We start from the raw sequence: 24,509 nt of genomic DNA on the forward strand, positions 1-24,509 counted from the left end.
CGGCCGCCGCCGCTTGGAACGAAAAAATTCCAAAAAGCCTCTTCTTCACACCATTGAGCTGAAATCAAAGATAAAAAATAATGGCATGAAAACGGACCAGCGGTCCGATTTCATGCCAAGCGATGCTTCTTGACCTTCTGCAGGAGGGCCGTATGGGACAGGCCCAGTTCCCGGGCGGCCTGGCGCAGGCTCTTGCGCCCTTTGAGCGCGCTTTCCAGCAGGTCACGCTCGTAACGCTCCATGGCCGCTCGCAGGGACAACCGGCCGCCGACGTCGGAGACTGCGCCCCCGCCGGCCAGGGGGTCGCGGCCAAGCTCGTGGACCAGCAACACGTGGCGCTCGCCGATGACGGGCTGGTCGCACAGGATGGCGGCGCGTTCGACCACGTTTTTGAGTTCCCGCACGTTGCCCGGCCAGCCGTGGCGCACAAGCTTGTCCCTGGCGGCCGGGTCAAAGCCCGTCAGTTCCTTGCCCAGCCGGGCCGAGAGCTGGAACAGAAAATGGTCGGCCAGGGCGCAAATGTCCTCGGGACGCTCGCGCAGGGGCGGGATGTGCAGGGGCAGGACGTTTATGCGGTAGTAGAGGTCCTCGCGGAAAAGCCCCTTTTCCACGAACTGCTCCAGATTGCGGTTGGTGGCCGTGATGATGCGGGCGTTGGCCTGGGTTTCCCGGCTGTCGCCCAGGCGGCGCAGGCGGCCGTTCTGGATCAGGCGCAGGATCTTGGCCTGGGCGGCCAGGGGCATTTCGGCGATCTCGTCGAAAAACACGGTGCCGTCCTTGGCCAGCTCGAAAAGCCCGGGCTTGCCCTCGCGCCGGGCTCCGGAAAACGCGCCCCCCACGTAGCCGAACAGTTCGCTTTCCATGAGCGTTTCGGGCACGGCCGCGCAGTTGATGGCCACGAACTGGCCGGGCAGGCCGCTGGCGGCGTGCATGGCCTGGGCCAGCATGTCCTTGCCGGTGCCGGATTCGCCCCGGATGGTCACGATGGCCTCGGAGGAGGCGATTTTTTCGGCCATGGCCACCACTTGCCGCATGGCCGCGCTGGCCCCGATGATGTCGCTGAAGCCCACGTCGGCCGGCTCGTAGATGGACTTGGCCAGGTCGCGGATCTCCTGGGCGTCCTTGGCGATCTCCACGGCCCCGGTCACGCCGCCTTCGGCGTCGAGGATGGGGCGGCCGGTGGCGAAGTATTGCAGGCGCTTGCGCCCAACCGTCACGTTCTTGCGAACGTTGTTGTAGCGCCGGCCTTCCAGGCAGCCCAGGATGGCGTGGTCGGGCAGGGGCAGTTCCCGCACGTGGCGGCCGACGGGATCGGCGCGGCCGCATTTGAAGTTCTCCCGGGCCACGTTGTTGATAAGCGTCACGCAGCCGCTGGCGTCGATGGCGACCACGGACTCGTCCACGTTGTCCAGGACCGTGCGCAGCAGGTTGGCCTGCTTTTCGTGGGGCATGGCCTCGATGCAGCTGATGCGCAGCAGCCCCGGGCAGGCGGCCAGCATGGACATCAAGTCCTTGCGCGGGCAGTCGCCGCGTTCGTGGTCGATCTCCAGGAAGACATGGGCGCAGCCGTGCTCCTGGGCCACTTCCATGGACAGGATGTTATGGCCCCGGCTGGCCAGCAGGGCGGAAATGTCGGCCACGACGCCGACGCGGTCGGTGAATTTCAGATGCAGCTTGCTCATGAGCGCTCTCCCCGGCCAAGGCGCAGGCCGCCTTGGCGGCGGCCCGGGCCGCGCGTTCCCGGGTATGCGCCGAAAGGACGGCGACGATCAAGCACAATCCCCGGCCGGGCTTTTGTCTCCGGCTCGGTCGGCGTCCGGCGTCATCTCGGCGACGTTTTCGGGGCGGCCTTGCCTTTTGCGGAACCTTATGGATAGATGCCGGCATGACGGCGCACAGCGGCGACGCCGTGCGACCGCAAGGACTTACTCAAGGGGAACCTATGCAGCCGTTACGTGTCTACAGCGTGGTGCCGAAACTTCCGGAGAAGCTGCGGCCGCTTTGGGATCTGGCCTATAATCTGCTCTTTTCCTGGAACGACGACATCGTGTCGCTTTTCGCCCAGGTCGATCGTAAAATCTGGCGCGAGTGCTACGGCAATCCGGTCTGCTTCCTCAACCGCCTGCCGCAAAAGACCCTGGAAGCCCTGGCCGAGGACGACTTTTTCGTGGAGCGCGTGGCCGATCTGCGCCAAAGCCTGGCCACCTATCTGGCCCGCAAGAACTCGTCCATTCCCTTCCCGGACCGCGACGGCACGCCGGTCATCGCTTATTTCAGCCTGGAGTACGGCATCAGCCAGTGCCTGCCGGTCTATTCCGGCGGCCTGGGGATTCTGGCCGGCGACCATCTCAAATCGGCCAGCGACCTGTGCGTGCCCCTGGTCGGCATCGGGCTGTGCTACCAGCAGGGCTATTTCCGCCAGTACCTCACCCCGGACGGCTGGCAGCAGGAACGCTACCCCATCTACGACTTCGAGCAGATGCCACTGACCTTGTGCAAGGACGAGGCCGGCAATCCGTTGCTCGTCCATGTGGACCTCAAGGGCGAGCGGGTGGCGGCCCAGCTGTGGAAGGCGCAAGTCGGGCGCGTTTCGCTCTATCTCATGGACACTAACGTGCCGGAAAATCAGCCCGGCACGCGCCAGCTCACCAACCGCCTCTACGGCGGCGACCTGGAAACCCGGGTGCGCCAGGAATACCTGCTCGGCATCGGCGGCATCCGCGCCCTGGAGGTCCTTGGCCTCAAGCCCAAGGTCATCCACATGAACGAGGGCCATTCGGCCTTCGCCGGCCTGGAGCGCATCGCCAACTTCATGGACAAGCACCAGCTGTCCTTCGAGGCGGCCATGGAGCTGGTGGCTTCCAGCTCCATCTTCACCACCCACACCCCGGTGCCGGCCGGCAACGACCGGTTTCCGCCGGAACTCATCCAGGCCTATTTCGAGGACTACGCCAAGCGCCTGGGTCTGGCCTTCAAGGTGCTCTTGGCCCTTGGCCGCGAGGACCCGCGAAACGACACCGAGCATTTCTGCATGACCGTGCTGGCGCTCAAGCTCTCGCGCTTTAATAACGGCGTGTCCCAGCTCCACGGCGAGGTCTCGCGCAAGATGTGGAACCGGGTCTGGACCCAGTATCCCATGGAAGACGTGCCCATCGGGGCCATCACCAACGGCGTCCACGTGCCGACCTGGGTGGCCCAGGACCTGGCCGCCCTCTACGACCGCTACCTCGGGGCCAACTGGCGCGAGGACCCGGACACCACCCGCGTCTTTTCCCAGGCCCACCTCATCTCCGACGCCGAGCTGTGGCGCACCCACGAACGGCTGCGCGAACGGCTCATCGGCTACGTGCGCGAGCGTTTACGGGACCAGTTGCTGGCGCGCGGGGCCAAGCGCAAGGAACTGCAGACCGCCGAGGAGGTCCTCGATCCCCAGGCGCTGACCATCGGCTTCGCCCGGCGGTTCGCCACCTACAAGCGGGCCGGCATGCTGCTCCAGGACAAGGAGCGGCTCATCCGCATCATGTCCGACGCCAAGCGTCCGGTGCAGTTCATTTTCGCCGACAAGGCCCATCCCCACGACAACGAGGGCAAGCGGCTCATTCAGGAACTGGTGCAGCTGTGCACCAGCCCAACCTGCCGCTACAACATGGTTTTTCTCGAAGACTACGACATGGAGATCGCCAGCTACCTCGTCCAGGGCGTGGACGTGTGGCTCAACACGCCGCGCCGGCCGCTGGAGGCCTGCGGCACCAGCGGCATGAAGGCCATGTGCAACGGCGTGCTCAACTTCTCGACCCTGGACGGCTGGTGGGCCGAGGCCTGGAAACCCGACAACAGCGTGGGCTGGGCCGTGGGCATGGGCGAGGAATACGAGGACGCCGGCTACCAGGACTTCGTGGAGAGCCAAACGCTCTACAACATCCTGGAAAACGAGATCATCCCGACCTTTTACGAGCGGGGCCACGGCAATCTGCCGCGCAACTGGATTCGCAAGATGAAGGATTCCATTTGCGAGCTCACACCGGTCTACAACTCCCACCGCATGGTGGAGGACTACGCCCGCATCGCCTACATCCCGGCCCTGGAGAACTACACCCGCCTGACGCGCGAGGAATGCGCCCCGGCCAAGGACCTGGCCTCCTGGCGCATGGACATCATGACCAAGTGGGGCGGCCTTGATGTCCGCAACGTGCGGGCCGGCGACCCCGAGCAGCTGCACGTGGGCGACCCGGTGCGGGTGACCTGCGAGGTGCATCTAAACGGCATCCGCCCCCAAGACGTGTCGGTGCAGATCTACGCCGGCCGGCTGGACGTGGAAGGCAAGTTCGCCCAGCGCGAGACGGTGGACATGCGGCCGGTGGAGACGACGGCCGACGGCTGGCATGTCTATATGGGCGAAGTGCAGCCCTCCGAGGCCGGGCGTTTCGGCTTCACGGTGCGGGTGTTGCCGCACCATCCGCTGCTGCTCGACTCCCACAGCCTGGGGCTGATTCGCTGGGCCCAGGGGGCGTAGGAAATGTCCCTTAAAAAATACGGCAGTATTTTTTAAGAAAAATCACAATATGAGCCTGTTAACCGCGACGCTAGGCGGGGAAAGCTCACGACGACAAGAAAGGCGGGCCGTTCCGGGAGGGGCGGCCCGACGTCTTTGCAGCATGACGCGTAGCGACAATACTGCAACAGGACAACGTAAACAACGTCGGAATCGCACGCCGCCAGAGGGAACGACACCGTGGAATTCTGGGAATCAAGCTTCAGAGACAAGCAAGAAATGTGGGGAATGGAGCCTGCGGATTCCGCCCTCGTCGCGCTGGAGTTATTCAAGCACAACGGATCACAAAAGATCTTAATACCGGGCTTCGGATACGGCAGGAACGCCAAAGTATTCCTGGACAACGGACTAGACGTCACCGGCATTGAGATTTCGGAAACCGCTATCCGCTTGGCAAAAGAACACTACGGCAACAGCTTCAAGATTCACCACGGCGCCGTTGACGCTATGCCTTTTGACTCCGAATTGTACGATGGAATATTTTGCTATGCCTTAATACACCTATTAGACGCCAAAGAACGATCAAATCTGATAAGAAATTGCTACGAGCAACTTGCGCCCAATGGACTCATGATTTTTCTGACCATATCAAAACTTGACGCCAGATACGGGAAGGGAAAAGAACTACGCAAAGACACCTTCGAGACAGCGCATGGCGTGACGCTGTTCTTCTACGATGAAGAATCCGCGAAACGAGAATTTGGGCCCTATGGATTGATCAATTTTGCGGAGTGGACGGAACCGGCTGCAACCATGGAGAACAAACCGAGGCAACATTTTTGCCAGATACTTTGCAAAAAGAACACGTCGCCATAACGACGCACCAATAACGCCCAGAGACATCGGAGCTTCACCCCATGTCCGTCCTTCTCGCGGTTTGCGCCACCGGCGTGGTCGTGGCCTGTCTGGTGGACGCCGCCCGGCTGGCCGTCTACGCCGGCCACCTGTCCGCGCCGGGCGTGGCCGACAACCTCCCCCTACTCCTGGCCGCCTCGGCCTGCGCCTTTGCCGGAGCCTTCGCCGGGGCACGCATCCTGGGCAAGATGACCCTCGACGGCGTAAACAGGCTGGTCGGCTGGATGCTGCTGGTCCTGGCCGGGCTGTTGGCGACGGGCCTTGTCTAGCATTTCCCTTGCTTGACGCCGTCCAAGGGCATCAACTATATGGCGACCGGTAGTCTTGCGGTCCGTTTCGCTTGGCAGGACCGCGCCCGGCAATCGCGCAATTGCCAGGAGCGTCCGTTTTATCGCCAATAATGCAAAGGAAAATCGACCAGCCATGAGCAAGAAACAGGGCATCGCCGTCGGCGTCATCGTTTTCCTCGCCATAGCATACTTTGGCCTGACGCAATACGCCTCCCACGTCGCCAAGACACGCCTTGAGGCCGCCATCGCCAAGAAAGGGCCCTTCGTACAAATTCTTTACGGAAACGTCTCGTACAACATCTTCACGCAAAACACCGTCATCCGTGCCGTCTCGTTCAAGGGTCCGAAGATGGCCGCGCCGATCTTTGCCAAGGAAATTATTGTGCGCCGCCTGGAGATGGATTCTCCCAAACCGACGTCCGTCTCCATGGATATCCTGGGTATCGAACTGGAGCCGTCCGCCCTGGGCAGGGAGGCGGCCGCCGAGCTGGCCGCCCTGGGCTACGCCGGGCCGTGGTCGTGCGATGTGACCGTCGACATGGACAGCCTGGTTGAAAAGCGGGAACTCAAGAGCCACATGGTCTATGCGGCCAAGAACGTCGGCTCCTTGCGCCTCGACTTCGTGCTCGGCAATCTGGACTTTGCCGCCGCCAAGCCCGAGGCGGTCATGGCCGGCCTGTTCAACTGCGCCTTGAAGCAGGCGGAAATGGCCTATACCGACGCTTCCCTTGTCGAGCGTATCTTCAAGCAAAACGCCGCGAAACAAGGCCTGGATCTGCCGGCCTACAAGAAGCAATTGGCCGATCAGCTCGACACGTCATTGCAGCGTTCGTCAAAGCCCCTGCCCCAGGCCTTTATCAACGCTCTCAAGCAGTTTGTGGAAAACCCGCGCCAGCTCACCATTTCCGCCAACCCGACCGCTCCTGTCTCCTTCATGGAACTGCTCAAGGCCGGCACGCCCGAGGCCGTCGCCAACCTGCTCGCCCTGGACATCAAGTCCTGAGGCCCCTCCGACACCAAGCGGCACACGGCGCCAATCTCTGCCTTGACCCGGTAGTTCTTGGTAGTTAGAAGGACTATAACGGAGGGCGTCATCATGCCGGCGCAAACGCACATAACACCGACGAGTATTAAACTTCCCGGCGAATTGCGAGATCGGCTTCAAAATCTCGCAAAGGCTCGAAAACGCACGCCTCACGCCCTCATGCTTCAAGCACTGGAAACGTATGTGACCAGGGAAGAACAGTGGGAAGCCTTGCGCCAGGAAGCCCTGGCCGCGCATGAGGCATTCATGCTGACGGGTCTGCATGTGTCGGCCAAAGAAGCGGACGATTGGCTCGCCGAACTGGAAGCAGGGAACGATGTCGAGCCGCCTCAATGCCACATTTAAAACTGGTGTGGACACCTTCCGCGCTCCTGGGCGTTCAGCGGGCCTACCGTTTCCTTGCCGCAAAGGACAGGGCCGCAGCGCAGGCCGCCGTGGGGACCATCAGGAAATACGCTGCTCTTCTGGAAAAATTTCCAAACGCCGGCCGTCCGGCTGATGATCTAGACCCCGAACACCGAGAATTGCTTATTCCGTTCGGCGCGTCCGGGTATGTGCTGATCTACGAGGTTCACGCCGAAATTATCCTGGTGCTGGCCGTGCGCCACCAAAAAGAAGCCGGATACTGACAGCCCAGGCGCAGAGGCCCGTCCACGGTCGAGCACTGGGAACGGGGCCTCAAAAAACCCAGCGGCCCATCCCCGCGGCTGCTCGACGTGGTGGACCGCAAGGGCGTCGACGCCTTGCGCTCACCTCGCCCTCTCCCGCCCCCGCCCCCCACTCCCGGCTCGACGGCCGCCGCCCTTGCTGCTAAGGCTATCCAATGCTTTGCGGCATCGACGTCGGCGGCACGCACACGGACGCGGTCCTCATCGGCCCGGAAGGGGTCGTTGCTTGCGCCAAGCTGCCCACCAACCATGACGATCTCCTCGCCTCCATACGCGAGGCGCTTTCCAGCATCGTGGCCGTGGCCGGGCCGGCCGCCATTGATCGCCTGACGCTGTCCACCACGCTCACCACCAACGCCATCATCGAAGGCACGGCCGACGCCGTGGGCGTCCTCGTCTCCGGCGGCCCAGGCATCGATCCCGAGGCCTACCGCCAGGGCGGGCATTACCATGTCCTGGCCGGGGCCATCGACCACCGGGGCCGCGAAACCGCCGCCGTGGACCTCGACGCGGCCAAGGCCGCCGTGGACGCCTGGCTGGCCGAGGGGCTGCGCGCCTTTGCCGCGGTCACCAAATTTTCCACCCGCTGCCCGGACCAGGAGCTGGCCCTACGCGACTTGCTGGCCGGCCGGGCCGACTGCGTGTCGCTGGGGCACGAATTTTCCGGCCGCCTGGGCTTTGGCCGGCGCATCGCCACGGCCTGCCTCAACAGCGCCGTGTGGCGCGTTTACAACCGCTTTTGCGACGCCGTGGAACAGTCCGTGGCCGACCTGGGCATGACCGCCGCCATAAGCGTGCTCAAGGCCGACGGCGGCACCATGCCGCTGTCGGTCTCCCGCACCCAGCCCGTGCAGTCCATCCTGTCCGGCCCGGCCGCCTCGGTCATGGGCATCATCGCCGTGTGCGACATCGCCGAGGATTCGGTCATCCTCGACATCGGCGGCACCACCACCGACATCGCCGTGTTCGCCGCCGGCGCGCCGCTTATCGAAAACGAAGGCATCGCCATCGACGGCCGCCCGACCCTGGTGCGCGCCCTGCGCACCCGCTCCATCGGCGTTGGCGGCGATTCGGCCGTCACCGTCTCCAGGCTGGCCATCGAGGTCGGCCCGCGCCGCTTCGGCCCGCCCATGGCCCTGGGCGGCAAGGTTCCGACGCTTATAGATGCGCTAAACGTCCAAAACGTCATCGCCGTGGGCGATCCCCGGGCCTCCTACCAGGGGCTGCTCGACGCCGCCACGCCCCATGGCTTCGATCCCGAGGAAGTGGCCGAGGCCGCCATCCTCAATGCCGTCAACCAGATCCGCTCGGAAGTGGCGGCCGTTGTGCGCGAAATTAACGACCGCCCGGTCTACACCATCTTCGAGCTGCTGGAAGGCCGGCAGGTACGCCCCACCCGGGTCTACGTCATGGGCGGGCCGGCCCTCGCCCTTTCCGCCCTGCTCCAGGACGCCTTTTCCGAGGAAGTCATCGTGCCCGAGAGCTTTGCCGTGGCCAACGCCATCGGCGCGGCCTTGGCCCGGCCGACCTTTTCCGTGGAGCTTTTCGCCGATACCGCCGCCGGACGCCTGACCATTCCCTCGCTGGGCGTGGCCCGGTCCGTGTCCGGCAACTACAGCCAGGCGGCGGCCGAGGGCGAGGCCGGGGCCAGCCTGCGCGACTATCTCGCCTCCATCGGGGCCGACGTCGACGACGCGCCCATCGAAACCGTGGAGCTGTCGTCGTTTCCCATGGTCGAGGGCCAGGAGCTGGCCGGCCACAACATCCGCGTGGCCTGCCAGGTGCGCCCGGGCGTTTCGGGGGCCTACAAACAGGCGGTGTCCAAGCAATGCTGAAAGCCCGCCATCCGCTCGGGATCGTCTTTTTCCCGGCCTACGACTGGGCCATCTCGCCCACCCACCCCGAGCGCCAGGAACGCCTGCTCTACACCCAGGACCAGTTGCGCGAGGAAGGCGTCTTCGACATCCCGGGCATAACCGAACTCAAGCCCGACCTGGCCACCGCCGAAGACGTGGCCCGGGTGCATTTCTGCTTTCCCGACGTGCCGGCCGTCACCACCACCTCCCACCTCATTTCCGCCGGCGGGGCCATCCGGGCCGCCCGCACGGTCATGGAAAAGGAAGCCGAGCGCGCCTTTGCCCTGGTGCGGCCGCCCGGACACCACGCCATGAAGGTGGTCCACGGCTCGCGCGGGTTTTGCAACATCAACATCGAAGCGGTGATGGTGGAATGGCTGCGGGAGCGCTACGGCCCCCTGCGCGTGGCCATCGTGGACACCGACTGCCATCATGGCGACGGCACCCAGGACGTCTACTGGAACGACCCGGACACGCTCTTTATTTCCCTGCACCAGGACGGCCGCACGCTCTATCCCGGCACCGGCTTTCCCCTGGAACTCGGCGGGCCAAGAGCGCTTGGGACCACGGTCAACGTGCCCCTGCCGCCCGGCACCTCGGACCAGGGCTTCCTTTTCGCCATGCGCGAAGTGGTCATGCCGCTCATCGAGGACTTCAAGCCCGATCTGGTCATCAACTCCGCCGGCCAGGACAACCACTTCTCCGACCCCATCACGGACATGGCCTTCTCGGCCCAGGGCTATGCCCAATTGACCGAACTGCTCGGGGCGGACATCGCCGTGCTGGAAGGCGGCTACGCCATCCAGGGCGCGCTGCCCTACGTCAATCTGGGGCTGGTGCTGTCCATGGCGGGGCTGGATTACAGCCACGTGCGCGAACCCGGCTTCGACCCGGCGGCGGTGCGCCAAAGCGACAAGGTGACCGGCTACATCGAGGACGTGTGCCGCGACATCGTGAAGGAAGCCCGCCACCCGCGCGGTCCGGGCAAGGGCGAGACGGTGAACGGCTGGTTTTCGCGCCGCAAGACGCTCTACTACGACACCGACGCCATCACGGAATACCAGACCGAGTCGGTGCGCCTGTGCGACCACTGCCGGGGCGTGGTGAAGTATGAGACGGAATCCACGCGAAACCCGCTGTGCCTGGGCGTGGAAGCGCCCATCGGGGCCTGCGAACACTGTGTGGATGAAGCCTATCGCATCTACGAGGCCGGCCAGATCAAGGGCGAATACCGCCATCTGGCGCTCATGGACCGGGTGGGCAAGAACTACCTGAGCTTTACGGGCTAAAGCTCCCCGCGCAGGTTCTCCGCCGCCGCATGAACCGACGGCGACACGGCGCGACGCTGACTATTTCATCCCCAACGATTTGCTGTTCGACGGCTGGGCGTGCCCCCGCGCCGCATTGCCGCCGCGTCCTGCCGAAAGCGTTCCGCGTTCCCGCCTGAGGCTTCCCGTCCGCGTTGCCTTTTGCCGCTCCTTTGACCTATAGGGAAGTTGGAATCCCAAGGAGCGTCCGATGCAGCCACCTCCCGCCTCTGTGGCGACGACGGGGCGTCCCGGCTGGTCCCCGGACCGGCGCATGGCCCTGTGGAAGACCCTGGCCTGGTGCCAGCTGGCCTTTGGCCTGGCCCTGACAGGCTACGCTTGGGTGCTGGTCCAGGGCGACGTCACGGCCCATGCCCGGGCGCGCTTCGACTTCCGGGTCTCGGAGATCCTCACCGCCCTGCGCGACCGGGTCACGGCCTACGAACTGGCCCTGGGCGGCGGGCTGGCCCTGTTCAACGCCGTGGGCGACGTCAGCCGGGAACAGTGGCAAGCCTTCGCCGCCACCATGGACCTCAACGCCAACTATCCCGGCATCCAGGGCCTGGGCTATTCCCCGGCCATCTTCCAGGACACCCGGGAAGCCCACATAGCGGCCATGCGCGCCCAGGGCTTCCCGGACTACGCCATCCGCCCACCCGGCGACCGCGACGCCTACACGCCGGTCGTCTACCTCGAACCCGACACCGTCCTCAACAAGAAGGCCTTCGGCTTCGACACCTTCAGCGAAGCCGTGCGCCGGGCCGCCATCGAACGCGCCCGGGACTCGGCCAAGCCGTCCATCACCGGCAAGATCACCCTGGTCCAGGAAGGAACCACCAACGTCCAGCCCGGCTTCATCATGTTCATGCCGGTCTACGACACCCCGGCCCCGCCGCCCACCGTCGAGCTGCGCCGCCGGCTCATCAAGGGCTACGTCAACGCGCCCTTTCGCCTGTACAATCTCATGCGCGGCATCCTCCAGGGAGACCATCAGGACGTGGGCTTCGAGATCTTCGACGGCGACGCGCCGTCCGAGGCGGCGCTCCTGTACCGCAGCGAAGGCTTGGCCGACGACGCCGACAAGCCCGGCCCGCCCCTTTTCGCCGACACCCAACGCCTGGATATCCTGGGCCGGACCTGGACCATCCGCTTCGCCGCCCTGCCCGCCTTCGAAGCCGCCCTGGACCGCCGGCTGCCCTATTTCATCACCGCCTCGGGCCTGGCCATCACCCTGCTTCTTTTCGTCATCATCCGGGCCCTGCTCGCGGCCCGGGCCGGCGTCGAGCTGCTGGAGCGCACCCGCCAGCACGAATCCGACCTGCTCCAGGGCATCCTCGGCAACTTTCCGGCCCCCTATCTGCTGGTGGACGCCGGCCAGCGCGTGCTCCAGACCAACCAGCGTTTCCTGGAAATGCTCGACATCGACGGCCCGGTGGAAGGCCTGACCGGCAAGCACCTGGCCGAGGTCTACTACCGCGACCCGGCCCATGAGACCATGGCCGGCAAGAGCATCGCCGAAGGCGTGATCTTCCAGGGCGTGGAGGTCAACACCAAAAGCCACAAGGGCCGCGACAAGGTCATCCTGGCCAACATCTCGCCCCTGTATGACATCAACAACGCCTGCATCGGCGGCCTTTGCATCTACGTGGACCTCACCGAGCGGCGGCAGATGGAAATCAAACTGGCCCGGGTGGGCAAGCTGGAGGCCATCGGCCAGCTGGCCGCCGGCATCGCCCACGAGATCAACACCCCGACCCAGTACGTGGGCGACGGCGTGACCTTCCTGCGAAACGCCTTTGAGGATTTGCGCCGGGTCCTGGCCCTGGTCGAGGACTACGCCGGCCGGCCCGAGGCCGTGGGCGAAGCGCCGGCCCGGGCCATGAGGGAACTGCTGGAAGACATCGACGCCGCCTTCCTGCGCGCCGAGATCCCGGACGCCATCGACAACATCTTTGACGGCATAAGCCGCATCACCTCCATCGTGGCGGCCATGCGCCGCTTCTCCCACTCCTCCGGCGACCGCACCCAGGCCGTCAATCTGGCCGACCTAGCCAGGGCCACCCTGGAAATTTCCCGCAACGAATGGAAGTACGTGGCCGAGGCGGACCTCGACAGCGATCCCGACCTGCCCGAGGTCCGCTGCCAGGCCGACGAGATCAGCCAGGTGCTGCTCAACATCGTCATCAACGCCGCCCACGCCGTGGCCGAGGCGACCCAGGAAGGCGGCGCGCCCGGCCGCATAAGCCTGCGCCTGCGCCGGGTCGGCGACATGGCGGAAATCGCGATCAGCGACACCGGGGCGGGCATCCCCGAGGCCATCCGGGACAAGGTCTTCAACATGTTTTTCACCACCAAGGACGTGGGCAAGGGCACGGGCCAGGGGCTGGCCATCGCCTACGACATCGTGGTGGCCAAGCACGGCGGCTCGCTGACCTTTACCTCCGAACCTGGCCGGGGAACGACGTTTTTCGTGCGCCTGCCCATCGACGGCGACGACAACGGCCACAAGGGCTGACCCATGAAGCCGAACATCCTTTTCGTCGATGACGAGCAGGGCATTTTAAACGGCCTGCGCCTGGCCCTGCGCGCCAAGCGCGGACAGTGGAACATGGATTTCGCCCTGGGGGGCAAGGACGCCTTGGAATCCCTGGGAAAAACCACCTACAACGTGGTCGTGACCGACATGCGCATGCCGGGCCTGGACGGGGCCCAGGTGTTGGGCGAGGCCAAGCGCCTCCAGCCCCATTGCGTGAGGGTCATCCTGTCGGGCTACGCGGACAGCGAAAACGTGCTCAAGGCGGTCAAGCCGGCCCATCTGTACCTGAGCAAGCCCTGCCGCAGCGAAGTACTCGTGGAAACTCGGGAAAAGGCCCTCAGGCTGGACGAACTGCTCGGGGACACGGCCCTGCGCCGCATGGTGGCCCGGCTGGAATCCCTGCCGGCCCTGCCCCGATGCTACATGGAGCTGCAAGAAGCCCTGGGCCGGGAAGACGTGCCCCTGTCGCGCATCGCCGACATCATCAGTCAGGACGCCGGCATGGCGGCCACCATCCTGCGGCTGGTCAACTCGGCTTTTTTCGGGCTGCCCCAACGCGTGGCCAGCCTCCACCACGCCGTCAACCTGCTCGGCGAACAGACCCTGCGCGCCCTGGTTCTGACCGTCCACCTGTTCACGACCCTGGACCCCGGCCATTTCCCGAACTTTTCCGTGCCGCTGCTGTGGGAGCACAGCTTCCGGGTCGGCTGTCTGGCCAAGGCCATCGCCCAGGCCGAGGGGGCCGGGCAGGAAACCCGCGAGGACTGTTTCATCGCCGGGATGCTCCACGACGTGGGCAAGCTTGTGCTGCTTACCGGCCTGACCCAGGAATACGCCGCCGTGGTGGCCCGGGTGCGCGCCGACGGGCTGCCCCTTTTTATGGCCGAGCAAACCGCCCTGGCCGCCAGCCATGCCGCAATCGGCGGCTATCTGCTCAACCTGTGGGGATTTGCCCAGCCGGTGCTGGAGGCGGTGTGCCGGCACCACGACCCGGAGGTCCTTTCCGAGGAAGCGTTTTCGCCGGCGGCGGCGGTGGCCGCCGCCAACCGCTTCGACCATGAACTGGTCAGGCTGCATCCGGACTATGCCGTGCATCCTCTTGGGGAAAACGGCGAGGCGTCGGCGCTGGGCGAGCGCCGCCTGGACACGTGGCGGGAAGTCTGTCAGCTGACCCTGGAGCGGCAGACGGGAAGCGACGCCGACGGCTGAGCCGCCGCCGGCCGGGGATCAGCCGCCGAAGTAGCGCACCACGGCGTCGCGGGTGGTCTGGGAGATGAGTTTTAAGCGTACGAACTCGTCGGGATGGAACTGGAACACGCCGGCCAGGAACATGAAACGCGGGTCGTCCAGGCGGTTGCCGCCCTTTTCCGCAAAGCTCAGGGCGCTTAACACCGTGGCCTCGAAGTCGTAGCCGCCCTGCTTGAGCACCGTGGCGTAGACCATGCACTCCCGGTCGTGCAGCTCCTGGGGATGCAGGTTCTCGGGCAGCTTGTTCTTGGCGTCTTCCACCTGCTTGAAATACATGAACACGTTTTGCTTGTTAAACGCCAGGCTGCGTCCGCCCTCGGCGGCCATGGCGGCCAGGGCCGGCCACAGGCAAAACGCGGCCAGAGCCGCCAACAGCACGGTTCGCCGGGCCGGGATCACTGGGCCGCCTTGGCCTGGCCGCACGGGGCGTAGAGCGGCTCATAGAAATAACTGAGCGTACCGGCGTCACGTTCGGGCGCGTACTGCATCCGGATGAGCACGTTGCCCACGGGCCAGCCCAGCTCGACGCCCTTGCCCTCCAGATCGATGGGCTTGCTGTACTTGCCGGCCAGGAAGTTCTTGATGCTCTCGTGGTTTTTGCGGCCCTTGTATTCCACCATCACGGCCGCGAACTTGTCCTGGCAAAAGCCGTAGACCACGCCGGAGAGGAACGCGTCGCCGATGCGGTAGACCACGCCCTCGGCCGTGGCGTAGGCGGCCTGGCCGTCGCGTTCGGCCACGGTCAGGTCCGGGATGGCGGCCATGGCCGTGCCCCATTTGATGCCGTTGAAGGCATTGGGCTCCTTGATGACCTTGCCCGGCGTGTCCACGGTCTCGGCCGGGCCGGACGGCTCGTGGGGCGCGGCGGCCTTTTTGGTTTCGTGTTTTTCGGGCGGAGCCTTTTTGGCCAGGGCGGGCGTGGCGGCCAGGGCAAGACAACAGACCAGCAGCAGAGACAGCGTTTTTTTCATGCGGGGAAAGGGGGGGGAGAAGGTTTTAGGCCGAAGTGCGCAGGATCATGCCGCGCAGGGTCACGGCCATGATGTCGCTTTGCACGGAGCGGCCGCTTTCCAGAAAATGGGCCAGCTCGGCCCGGCGACGGTCGCCGGACAGGGCCATGTAATCCAGGACCATGTCGTTGATGGCCGATCCTGTCAGCGGCGTGAGGGTGATGGTCGGACCGCCCATGGCGTGATGCTCCCTTTTTTCGAGCTGTAGCGCCGCGCCGGGGGAATGGCAAGCGGCGACGGCGTTCATGGCGTGAACAGGGTGGCCAGGGCGGCGAGGCCCTCGTCAAGGAGTTCGCAAAATTCCGCCGGATCGGCCTCGGCCAGACGGAACATGGCCAGGGCGCGCAGGTCGAGCCGGGGCAGCGCCCCGCAGGGCGTTACGCGGTAGCCCAGGGCATTGGCCATGAAATCGGCCACATGCACGGCGGCGGCCACCACCGATTCCGGGCATTGGGCCGGATCGTGGTGAGCGGCCACGCCTTCGATGAGCGTGTCGGCCAGCCGCCACTTGTCACTGATGCGCCCGCCCAGGGCGGCATGGTCGAAGCCCAGCTCCAACCGCTCGGCCGCGTCGGACGGGATGCGCCCCTCGGCCACCCGGGCCAGCACCGCCTGGGCCAGATCGGGTTCGGCCACGGCCAGGACCAGCCGGCCCATGTCGTGGAGCAGACCGGCCACGAAAAAGCGCTCCGCCGCCGCCTCGTCGCGTCGCCGGGCCAGCCCCCGGGCCAACATGCCCACGGCCACGGCGTGACGCCAGAAATCGGGCATGGACAGCAGATCGGCCCGGGGCGGCTTGTCGAACAGCCGGGACAGCACCGCGCCGGCGGCCAGATTGACGATCTCAGTGAGGCCGATAAGGCCCACGGCCCGGCTGACGGTCTCCACCCGGACCCTTGGAGCGTAGATGGGGCTGTTGGCCAGGCGCAGCACGTAGGCGGCCAAGCTCGGGTCCAGGGACACGGCCTTGGCCACGTCGGCCACGCCACTCATGGGGTTCTCGGCCGTGCGGCGCAGGGCCAGATAGGCTTCGGGCAGGGGCGGCGGATTGATGTCGGCCAGGGAACGGCGTTTGCCCGGGGCCAGGGAGGCGGCCGGAGCGGCTCCCGGCGGCGGCGCGGGCAGGGCCTCGCGCCGGGCGGCGCCGATCTCTAGCAGCCGCGTCACGAACGGCGGCGCGTCGCCGGTGGGGAAAAAGGCGCTGTCGACGGTCATGCCGGTTGCTCCCGGAAACGGATTCATTTCCGGTCTAGCGCAATCATCTGGCCCCGGCAAGCCGGCCAGGCAACGACACCGTGCAAGCCTTGACTTTCATTCTCCAGCGGACCATAAATTTTGTAGAGCATTCTCACCAGGAATCCCCATGTTCAAACGCAGGGTCGGCGAACTGGCCAAAAGGCCCCTTATCGTGCCGGCGGACGCCACCGTGACCCAGGCGGCCGATCTTATGGTGCGCGCCGACGTCAGCTGCCTGGCTGCCGTCACCGGGGCCAAGGTCGTGGGGTTTGTCACCGAGCGCGAACTGGTGCGTCGCCTGGACGTCGATCTCGACCCGGCCTCGCCGGTGCGCGAAACCCTGTCGCGTACCGTGGGCGGCGGCATCCTCAAGGACCTGTCGGCCAACGAAGCCATCAAGACCATGCTGGAGCGCAAGGAGCGCCATCTGCCGGTCATCGACGTGGGCGGCTCGCTCATTGGCGTGGTCACGGACAAGGAGCTCGTGGACGCCCTGGCCGTGGACTTCATGGTGGAAAATGTCGATTGCCGGGCCGTCATGCGGCCCGAGCCGATCTGCCTGCCCCCGGAAGCGCCCGTGCAGGCGGCCCTGGACCGGATGCGCGAAGCCGGCGTCGGCTCGGTGCTGGCGGTAACGGACGGCAAGGCCGCCGGCATCTTCACCGAACGCGACGCCTTGCGGGCCATCATGGGCCAGCCCGAACGGCTCGCCGATCCCGTCTCGGCCTACATGAGCCGGCCGGTGGTCAGCGTGCCGGCCGAGGCCATGGTCTACAAAGTGATACTCTACATGCGCCAAAAGGGCGTGCGCCGTCTGGCCGTCACCGAAGCCGACGGCCGCCTGGCCGGCGTGCTCACCCAGCCCGACATCCTGCTCTACGCTCGGCGCATGGGCTGATCGCCTGTTCAGCGTCGCTGTCCGGCGACGGTTGACGGGCCTGCGAAGTAAGTCCGCCGGGGTCTCTCCCCGGCCCCGTATCCGGGCCGCAGCACACGCCCGGAACGGCTCTTTCAGCCGGCGCGCGCCGCACGCCGGTCCCCCCGACATGTGCCAGCCCCTTCCCGGAGCCGCCATGCCACGTTGCCGCTTCCCCAGCCTGATCGTCCTGACCTGCCTTGTCCTTTTTTGCGCCGCCAGGCCGGCCCTGGCCGCCGACATCGACACCGCCGCCAAGGCCCTGGACCGGCTGCTGGCCCAGATGCCGCCATCCGCGCGGACCACGGCCGCCGTCTCCGGCGAAGCCGAGCCGCGCCAGGGCGAGGTGGTCCTCACCCTGGACGCCCGGGCCGTGCGCCTGGGCCAGGGGCCGGGCTGGCTTTTCGGCCTGACCCTGCCCGACGGCGAAAAACGCGTGGCCTTCGTGGCCGCCGACGGCTCCAGCCATTTCGCGCCGACCACCGAACTCCCGGCCGGGCTGTCCCCCATCAGCCTGCCCGATGCCGCCGCCGACACCGGCCCCATCGCCGACCGGCAAACCGCCGTCGCCGCCGTCACCGACCGGCTGCTGGGCCACTCCCTGCAAGGCCGGCGGGTCTACGTCGCCAACGACCCCGTCAGCGACGACATCACCGTGCCGCTGCTGCGGGGTTCGGTCAGCTTGTCCGGCGGGCCGGGCTGGCTCTTTTTCATCGACGACGTCCCCCAGGCCAACTGGTCACACGGCTGCCGCTTCGTGCTGGCTGCGACGGACGGCACGCTGCACGTCGTCCCGGCCATGCTGCCGCCGGCCGACCTCGCCGGCTTCACGGAACTGACGGTCTGGCCGCCGGCCCAGCCGGCCCAGACCTCGGCCCTGCCGACGGCGTCCGTCGAGACGGCCAAAGCCGCCGCCGCCAAAGCCGCCATCGACGTTCCGGCCGCCACCGACGCCAGCCATCGCTACGCCGTCATCCTCTCCGGCGGCTACAACCAACAAAACAACCACGTCCGCTACTGGAACGACTGTTCCTATTTCTTCACCACGCTGAAAGCCGCCGGTTTCCTGCAGAACAACATCTACGTGCTTTTCGCCGACGGCACGGACCCGGCCATCGACAACTCCCTGGGGCTCAATTCCAACACCGACCTCAACAACGACACCATCCAGGACATCAAATACAGCGCCACCAAGGCCAACATCACCACCGTTTTTAACGAGCTGGCCGGCAAGCTCGGCAGCCAGGACATCCTCTACATCTTCACCACCGACCACGGCGGCCCGGCTGACGGCAACACCGCGCCCTACGCCGCCGCCAACGTGGTCCTCAACCTCTGGGGCGAGGACATCACCAACGCCGAATTCGCCGCCGAGGTGAACAAAGTCCAGGCCGGGGCGGTGGCCGCCATTTTCGAGCAGTGCTTTTCCGGGGGCATGATCGAACCGCTGAAGGCCCCCAACCGGGTGCTCATGTCCGCCGCCCGTTACTGGGAGTTGTCCTATGCCATGGGGCCGGACTACACCTATGACGAATTTTCCTTCTACGTCACCCAGGCCCTGGCCGACCCGACCAAGGGCGACAGCAACGGCGACGGGGTCGTGACCTTGGAAGAGGCCTACAGCTACGGGCTGGCCAAGGACAGCGTCCAGGCCGAAACCCTGGACCTGGGCGGCGACAATAACGGCGAGCATCCAAGCTACTACAGCAATCCCTGGTATCTGGGCCGACAACTCGCCCTTGGAGGGCGCTATCCCACGGCCAAAGCGCCGACCTACGGCGGCTATGCCCAGTACCAGACCGGCGACGCCTTCCCCACCGGGGCCACGGCCCAGAACTGGAAGGGAACGGACCAGTACTGGCCGCTGAGCCTGCCCTTCGCCTTTCCCCTGGGCGGCCAGAGCTACACCTCGGCCTCGGTGTCGAGCCACGGCATCATCCATTTCGCCAATCCATCGGCCAGCGGCGAAAACACGATCAACGGCCTGGCCGCCAGCGTGGCCGTAGCGCCGCTGTGGGACCGGCTGACCACGGCCGGCGATGGCGACGACATCGCGGTATCCTCAAGCGCCCAATCCGTGACCGTCGTCTGGAAGGCCAAGACCGTGGCCGACGCCCGGCCGGTCAACGTGGCGGCCCGGCTCTATCCGTCCGGGGCGGTGCGGTTTTTTTACGGGGCCGGCAACCAGCACACCTCGCGGGTGGCCGGGCGCGACAAGACCATCGGCGTCGCGGCGGGCACGGCCGCGTCCATGCTGCTGGGGCTGCGAAACGGCCTGCCGGACCTTGGCGCGGCCAACGCGCTGCTTATCCAGCCTTCGACCCTGCCCCCGCCCTCAACGGGGCTGCCCTGGCAGGAGCTACTTCTCCAGTAGCCCAAAAACCAAACGGCCCCGGGCGAACACTCGCCCGGGGCCGTCTGCAGAAACCTGCCTTCCCTTCGGGGGGTCTGGGGGACTCAGGCCCCCAGCCGCCGGAGGCATCCCCTCTCTTCTCTCATATCGTTCACTATTACGCCCGCAGCCGCGTGCGCCAGGTGTCGACGATCTCTTTTTCGCGGCGGGCCGGTTCGCTGTCCGGGTTCAGGTCGCAAGCCTTGGCCGCCGCTTCGGCGGCCTGCTGCATCCAGCCGCCCTCGCGCAGGCTGCGCGAGGCCATGACGTACATGGATTCCGGCGCGGCCCCGTAGATGCCGCGCAACAGCTCCCGGTAGCCCTGGCCGAAGACCTCGCGCACGAGTTCGTTGCGCTTGAACAGGAACCGGGCCAGCCAATGGTTGTCGCCCTGGTCGGACAGGTACATGGGAAACAGCTTGCGGCATTCGCCAAACAGAAACCGGATGCGCCGTATCTCGCGCTGCATGCTCTCGGCGGTCTGCATGAGCAGTTGAAACAGCTCCCGGCTGATGATGAGATCTTGTTCGGGCAGCTCGCGCTCCTGCATGGAGCGAAACCACGGGGCGTAGTTTTGCTGCTGGTAGGCGTCTTCCTTGAGCTTCATGGATTCGTGAAAGATGTAGCCGATGCACCAGTCGAGAAACTGCCCCACCGGGCTGGTCGCGCCGCCTTCGCGGAACAGATGGTGGGCCGTGTCCTTTAAGCGCCACAAAAGGCCCTTGTTCATCTCTTCACCCAAAAGGTCGCGCAGCTCCTCGAACACCACCTTGCCCGAGCGGTCGAAGTCCTGGAACAGCCGCTCCAGGGTCTCCACGGACAGGCAATAGTCCCGCAGCAGGTCGCGGCAGAATTCGTCGCGCTTTTCCTCGAACCAGGTATGCGACATGGCCTCTACCCCCGCCCGCAGCCCTGCCAGCCGCCGCCCAGGGGGGCGAGCTGGGCCAGCCGGGCCAGGCGCGCGTCGACCCGGGCGTAGAGGCTGCCCTCAGGGAACGTCCCGTCCGGCCCGCGCACGCCCGCCGGCAGGCCGGTCAGGATTTCCATGGCCTCCTCGACGGTGGCCACGGGATGGATGTGGAAACGGCCCTGGGCCACGGCCTGGATCACCTCGTCGTCGAGCATGAGGTTGACCACGTTGTCGGCCGGCAGGAGCACGCCCTGGTCGCCGGCCAAGCCCCGGCGGCGGCAAACCGCGAAAAAGCCGCGAATCTTCTCGTTGACCCCGCCCACGGCCATGATCTCGCCGGACTGGGACACCGCCCCGGTCATGGCGTAGCGCAGGCGGATGGGGGCTTCGGCCAGAGCCGAAAGCAGGGCCGCCAACTCCGCGCCCGAGGCCGAATCGCCCTCGACGCCGGCGTAGTTCTGCTCGAAACACAGCGACCCGGTCATGACCAGCCCCTTGTCCTGGGCGAAGCGGCTGACCAGATAGCTTTTGAGGATCATCATGCCCTTGGTGTGGATGGGGCCGCCAAGCTCAGCCTCGCGCTCCAGGTCGAGGATGCCGCCGTGGCCCACGCCCACGGTGCAGGAGATCTGGTGGGGCAGGCCGAAGGCGTAGTCGCCGAACATGCGCACGGACAGCCCGTTGGCCTTGCCCACGGCCTCGCCGGAGGTGGCCACCTTGATCATCTCGCGGTCGTACTCTTCAAGATATTCCTCTTCGTAGAGATTGACGCGAAATTCCCGGGCCTTGCGGGCCAGGGCCAGATGGGCGGCGGTGACGGCCTCGGCCTCCTGGCGGCGGGCCAGGGCATCGGCCTCGATCATGAGTTCCCGGGCAAAGGGAATTTTCAGCGACAACCGGGTCTGGTCCTCGGCCAGCACCGAGGCGTAGTCCACCAGGGCGGCCAGGGCGGCCCGGTCAAAGGGCAGCAAATTCGCCTGACGGATGGCCTGGCCGGCCAGGGTCAGGTAGAGGCCGACGTTTTCCGGGTTGCGGGCCATGTTCTCCTGGAGATGGGCCTTGAGCTTGAACAGCTTGCCAAAGCGCTCGTCGCTGTAGAGCAGGGCCTCGTAGGCCTCGTCCGGCCCGACCAACACGATCTTGAGGTCCAACGGAATGGGTTCGGGCTCGATGGTGCGGGTGCGCACGTGCTCGCCGCCCTCGGCCGGGTCCTCCACCCGGGCCTGGCCCGAACGCAGGGCCCGAAGCAGGCTCTCCCAGGCCCCGGGATTGGCGGCCAGATCGTCCACCCGGATGATGAGGAAGCCGCCGTTGGCCCGGTGCAGGGAGCCGGACTTGATCAGCGTGAAGTCGGTGTAGAGCGCGCCCATCTCGGATTCGCGCTCGATGCAGCCCATGAGGTTGAAATAGGTCGGATGGTCCTCGGCCACCACCGGCGCGCCCGAGAGCTGGCCGTTGTCCACGAAGAGGTTGGCCTCGTAGCGGTAGAAAATGTCCTCGGGGAGATTCAGGTCGCCGTGGGGCGAGGGCGGGGCCGGCTGGGCCTGGGGCATGAAGGCGTCGATGTTGTCCAGGATGTCGGCCCGCATGGCCGTGAGGAACTGGTCGATGGCCGGGGAGGCGGCGCGCAGATCGGCGAAGGGAGCCAGGGCGGCGTCGCAGACCTCGCCGGCGGCGTCGCGTTCCAGGTCTTTTTCGCGGTCGCGGTAGCCGCGCTCCTCCTTGGAGAGCTTGCGCAGGGCCGAGCTCATTTCCTCCAGGAGCAGGTCGCCCTTGGCCTTGAGGGATTTCTTGAGTTCCGGCTCCAGGCGCTCGAACTCCTCGTCGCTGACCACCTTGCCTTCGAGCAGCGGATAGAGGGTAAAAGCCCCCTGGTCGTCGACCAGGAGGTTGTAGCCCTCGGTCTTGGCCCGCTCCTCCATCTCGTCGAGCATGGTCTCGCGGTCGGCGTTGTAGCCGCGCATGAGGGTCTGCTTCTGGGCCAGGTAGGCCTCGCGCTCGAACCGGGCCGGGATCTCCTCGCGCATGTCGGTGACGGCCTTGGCCAGGGCGGTCTTGAAGCCCCGCCCCTGGCCGGCCGGCAGCGACACGACCCTGGGCCGGTCCGGGTCGTCGAAATTGTGGACATAGAGCCAGTCCGGCGGCGTGGCCCCGGCCTTGGCGGCCGGATCGAGAAAGGCCCGGGCGAAATGGGTGCGCCCCATGGCCGGCTCGCCGGCAAGATAGACGTTGTACTCCCGGCCGCCGATGGCCAAAGCCAGGTCCAGGGCGGCCATGGCCCGGGGCTGGGTGCGGGCGAGCGCCCCGGGATCGTCGGGAATGTCCCGGCTGTCGGCAAAAGGCAGGGCGGCGGGATCGCAGCAGGCGCGAAGGTCCGTGGGCGTCAGATTTCTGGTCATGGAATCCGTCTGGGAAGGGCGTTTGGGGATAGGGCCGGCGCGCGCCGGCCATCCGGAGAGATACGGCCTTCCGGGCCGTTTGTCATCCTTGGCGCGGCGCGACCCGGACATACCAGGGAATGGCCGCGACAAGGACCACGGCCAGGACGACGAAGCCCGGGCCGTAGCCGAGCCCCCCTACCAGCGCCCCGGCCAGGATGGGGCCGGCGGCATGGCCCACGTCGGCGATGGTCCCGAACACGCCCATGGCCGAGCCCAGGTGGCGCGAGCGGCTGACGTCGGCCACCAGGGCCGCCGAGGACGAGGTGACCAGGGCCTCGCCCAGGCCAAAGGCCAGACAGACGGCAAGCAGGCTCCAGAAGCCGGCCAGATGCGGCACCACGGCCAGGGGCACGGCGCACAGGGCCATGCCGGCCACAATGAGGGGCCGCCGGCCCCGGCGGTCCGACACCCGGCCCATGAGCGGCTTGGCCGCCATGATGACCGTCACCTGCGCACCCCACAGCAGGCCGGCCTCGAACTCGGTCAGCCCGGCCACGGTGACGGCGTAGATGGGCAAAAACGCTTCCAGCGCGCCCATGGCCAAATTTTGCACCGCCTCCATGGACGAGGCGGCCAGCACCCGGCCGTCGCCGGCCACTTCCCGCAGTCCCCGGACGAACAGCCGGCCCCGCTCGGCCAGGCTTTGGCCGGCCCCGGACGGAGCTTCCTCGCCAAACCCCAGGGAGCGCAGCCCCAGGACCAGGGCGGCCGTGCCGGTCAGCCCGCTTAGGAGGTAGACCAGCCGGAACAGCGTCAGCCCCGGTTCGCCGGCGGTGAAGGGGTTGTGCAGGATCAGGCCGCCCATGGGCGCTCCGAGCAGCGTGCCGATGATGGCGACGGAGGAAAAAAGCGACAGCAGCTCGCCCTTGCGCTCCCCGGCCAGGGACGCCACCACGGCCATGGCCACCGGAGCGTAGATGGCCGTGGCCAAGCCATGGACGAAACGCACGGCGATCAGGGCGGCGTAGCTGTCGATGCACAGGTAGGCGTAGGGCATGAGCCCGAAAAAGAACAGGCCGGCCAGCATGGCCCGCCGTCGGCCGATGACGTCGGACAGCGACCCCGAGGGCAGCTTGAAAAAGATGCCCGTCACCGTGGACACGCCAACCGCCCAGCCCACGGCTTCCGGGCCGGCCCCCAGGGACAAGGCGAAAAGCGGCAGCACCGGGTTGCGGGCCAGGGCGTAGGAGAAGCGGGCCAGGAAATTGACCAGGCACAGATTGGCGAAAACGGACATGAAAGCCTCA

The 24,509-nt window shown here is 66.2% G+C and carries 20 protein-coding genes; 12 read left to right on the forward strand and 8 right to left on the reverse strand.

Annotated features, from left to right (window positions below):
• Positions 1 to 110: 110 nt before the first annotated feature.
• Positions 111 to 1,682 carry a sigma 54-interacting transcriptional regulator gene (locus tag DMR_RS21570; protein WP_015863171.1) on the reverse strand — a complete coding sequence of 524 codons (1,572 nt, stop codon included), beginning with the start codon at positions 1,680 to 1,682 and terminating at the stop codon, positions 111 to 113.
• A 260-nt stretch (positions 1,683 to 1,942) separates the two neighbouring features.
• On the opposite strand from DMR_RS21570, the gene glgP reads away from it, so the two are divergent.
• The 10 genes from glgP to DMR_RS21620 all read left to right on the forward strand — a co-directional run bounded on the left by glgP (position 1,943) and on the right by DMR_RS21620 (position 14,318).
• Positions 1,943 to 4,513, forward strand: coding sequence for an alpha-glucan family phosphorylase (gene glgP / locus DMR_RS21575; RefSeq protein ID WP_015863172.1), 2,571 nt, complete (start codon positions 1,943 to 1,945; stop codon positions 4,511 to 4,513).
• Between the two features lie 219 nt (positions 4,514 to 4,732).
• Positions 4,733 to 5,368, forward strand: coding sequence for a class I SAM-dependent methyltransferase (locus tag DMR_RS21580; protein ID WP_015863173.1), 636 nt, complete (start codon positions 4,733 to 4,735; stop codon positions 5,366 to 5,368).
• A gap of 41 nt (positions 5,369 to 5,409) precedes the next feature.
• Positions 5,410 to 5,676 carry a hypothetical protein gene (locus DMR_RS21585; protein ID WP_015863174.1) on the forward strand — a complete coding sequence of 89 codons (267 nt, stop codon included), beginning with the start codon at positions 5,410 to 5,412 and terminating at the stop codon, positions 5,674 to 5,676.
• A gap of 154 nt (positions 5,677 to 5,830) precedes the next feature.
• Positions 5,831 to 6,700, forward strand: a complete 870-nt coding sequence (locus DMR_RS21590) for a hypothetical protein (RefSeq protein ID WP_015863175.1) — start codon at positions 5,831 to 5,833, stop codon at positions 6,698 to 6,700.
• Positions 6,701 to 6,793: 93 nt separating this feature from the next.
• Entirely contained in the window at positions 6,794 to 7,087 is a 294-nt protein-coding gene (locus DMR_RS21595) for a CopG family ribbon-helix-helix protein (protein ID WP_015863176.1), read from the forward strand.
• The gene (locus tag DMR_RS21600; protein ID WP_015863177.1) at positions 7,075 to 7,371 is read left to right on the forward strand and encodes a type II toxin-antitoxin system RelE/ParE family toxin; all 297 of its coding nucleotides are present in this window, start codon (positions 7,075 to 7,077) and stop codon (positions 7,369 to 7,371) included. Before DMR_RS21595 ends, DMR_RS21600 begins: the two co-directional genes overlap by 13 nt.
• Before the next feature lie 194 nt (positions 7,372 to 7,565).
• Positions 7,566 to 9,245: a hydantoinase/oxoprolinase family protein gene (locus DMR_RS21605; RefSeq protein ID WP_015863178.1), complete on the forward strand. Its 1,680-nt coding sequence runs from the start codon at positions 7,566 to 7,568 to the stop codon at positions 9,243 to 9,245.
• The gene (locus DMR_RS21610; protein WP_015863179.1) at positions 9,239 to 10,555 is read left to right on the forward strand and encodes a histone deacetylase family protein; all 1,317 of its coding nucleotides are present in this window, start codon (positions 9,239 to 9,241) and stop codon (positions 10,553 to 10,555) included. Before DMR_RS21605 ends, DMR_RS21610 begins: the two co-directional genes overlap by 7 nt.
• Positions 10,556 to 10,784: 229 nt before the next feature.
• Positions 10,785 to 13,088, forward strand: a complete 2,304-nt coding sequence (locus DMR_RS22700; protein WP_015863180.1) for a sensor histidine kinase — start codon at positions 10,785 to 10,787, stop codon at positions 13,086 to 13,088.
• Positions 13,089 to 13,091: 3 nt separating this feature from the next.
• Positions 13,092 to 14,318, forward strand: a complete 1,227-nt coding sequence (locus DMR_RS21620; RefSeq protein ID WP_015863181.1) for a response regulator — start codon at positions 13,092 to 13,094, stop codon at positions 14,316 to 14,318.
• Positions 14,319 to 14,336: 18 nt separating this feature from the next.
• Here DMR_RS21620 and DMR_RS21625 read toward each other — a convergent pair whose 3' ends face one another.
• From DMR_RS21625 to DMR_RS21640, 4 genes are all read right to left on the reverse strand, one after another.
• The gene (locus tag DMR_RS21625; protein ID WP_015863182.1) at positions 14,337 to 14,756 is read right to left on the reverse strand and encodes a hypothetical protein; all 420 of its coding nucleotides are present in this window, start codon (positions 14,754 to 14,756) and stop codon (positions 14,337 to 14,339) included.
• On the reverse strand, positions 14,753 to 15,328 hold the full coding sequence (locus DMR_RS21630; RefSeq protein WP_015863183.1) for a hypothetical protein: 576 nt from the start codon (positions 15,326 to 15,328) through the stop codon (positions 14,753 to 14,755). Before DMR_RS21630 ends, DMR_RS21625 begins: the two co-directional genes overlap by 4 nt.
• 25 nt (positions 15,329 to 15,353) lie before the next feature.
• Entirely contained in the window at positions 15,354 to 15,545 is a 192-nt protein-coding gene (locus tag DMR_RS21635) for a hypothetical protein (RefSeq protein WP_015863184.1), read from the reverse strand.
• Between the two features lie 65 nt (positions 15,546 to 15,610).
• Complete coding sequence (locus DMR_RS21640; RefSeq protein ID WP_043601350.1) at positions 15,611 to 16,582, reverse strand: HDOD domain-containing protein; 972 nt, start codon at positions 16,580 to 16,582, stop codon at positions 15,611 to 15,613.
• Between the two features lie 148 nt (positions 16,583 to 16,730).
• Between DMR_RS21640 and DMR_RS21645 the strand changes: the two genes are divergently transcribed.
• Together DMR_RS21645 and DMR_RS21650 are read left to right on the forward strand one after the other, a co-directional pair.
• Positions 16,731 to 17,501, forward strand: coding sequence for a CBS domain-containing protein (locus tag DMR_RS21645; protein WP_015863186.1), 771 nt, complete (start codon positions 16,731 to 16,733; stop codon positions 17,499 to 17,501).
• Positions 17,502 to 17,676: 175 nt separating this feature from the next.
• Positions 17,677 to 19,893, forward strand: a complete 2,217-nt coding sequence (locus DMR_RS21650) for a C13 family peptidase (RefSeq protein ID WP_015863187.1) — start codon at positions 17,677 to 17,679, stop codon at positions 19,891 to 19,893.
• Positions 19,894 to 20,029: 136 nt separating this feature from the next.
• On the opposite strand, the gene DMR_RS21655 is transcribed toward DMR_RS21650, so the two are convergent.
• The 3 genes from DMR_RS21655 to DMR_RS21665 all read right to left on the reverse strand — a co-directional run bounded on the left by DMR_RS21655 (position 20,030) and on the right by DMR_RS21665 (position 24,499).
• Positions 20,030 to 20,800, reverse strand: coding sequence for a hypothetical protein (locus DMR_RS21655; protein WP_015863188.1), 771 nt, complete (start codon positions 20,798 to 20,800; stop codon positions 20,030 to 20,032).
• Between the two features lie 5 nt (positions 20,801 to 20,805).
• Entirely contained in the window at positions 20,806 to 23,220 is a 2,415-nt protein-coding gene (locus DMR_RS21660; protein WP_015863189.1) for a Lon protease family protein, read from the reverse strand.
• Between the two features lie 82 nt (positions 23,221 to 23,302).
• Positions 23,303 to 24,499, reverse strand: a complete 1,197-nt coding sequence (locus DMR_RS21665; RefSeq protein WP_015863190.1) for an MFS transporter — start codon at positions 24,497 to 24,499, stop codon at positions 23,303 to 23,305.
• Between the last annotated feature and the right edge of the window lie 10 nt (positions 24,500 to 24,509).

The organism is Solidesulfovibrio magneticus RS-1 (assembly GCF_000010665.1).
Lineage (GTDB): Bacteria > Desulfobacterota > Desulfovibrionia > Desulfovibrionales > Desulfovibrionaceae > Solidesulfovibrio > Solidesulfovibrio magneticus.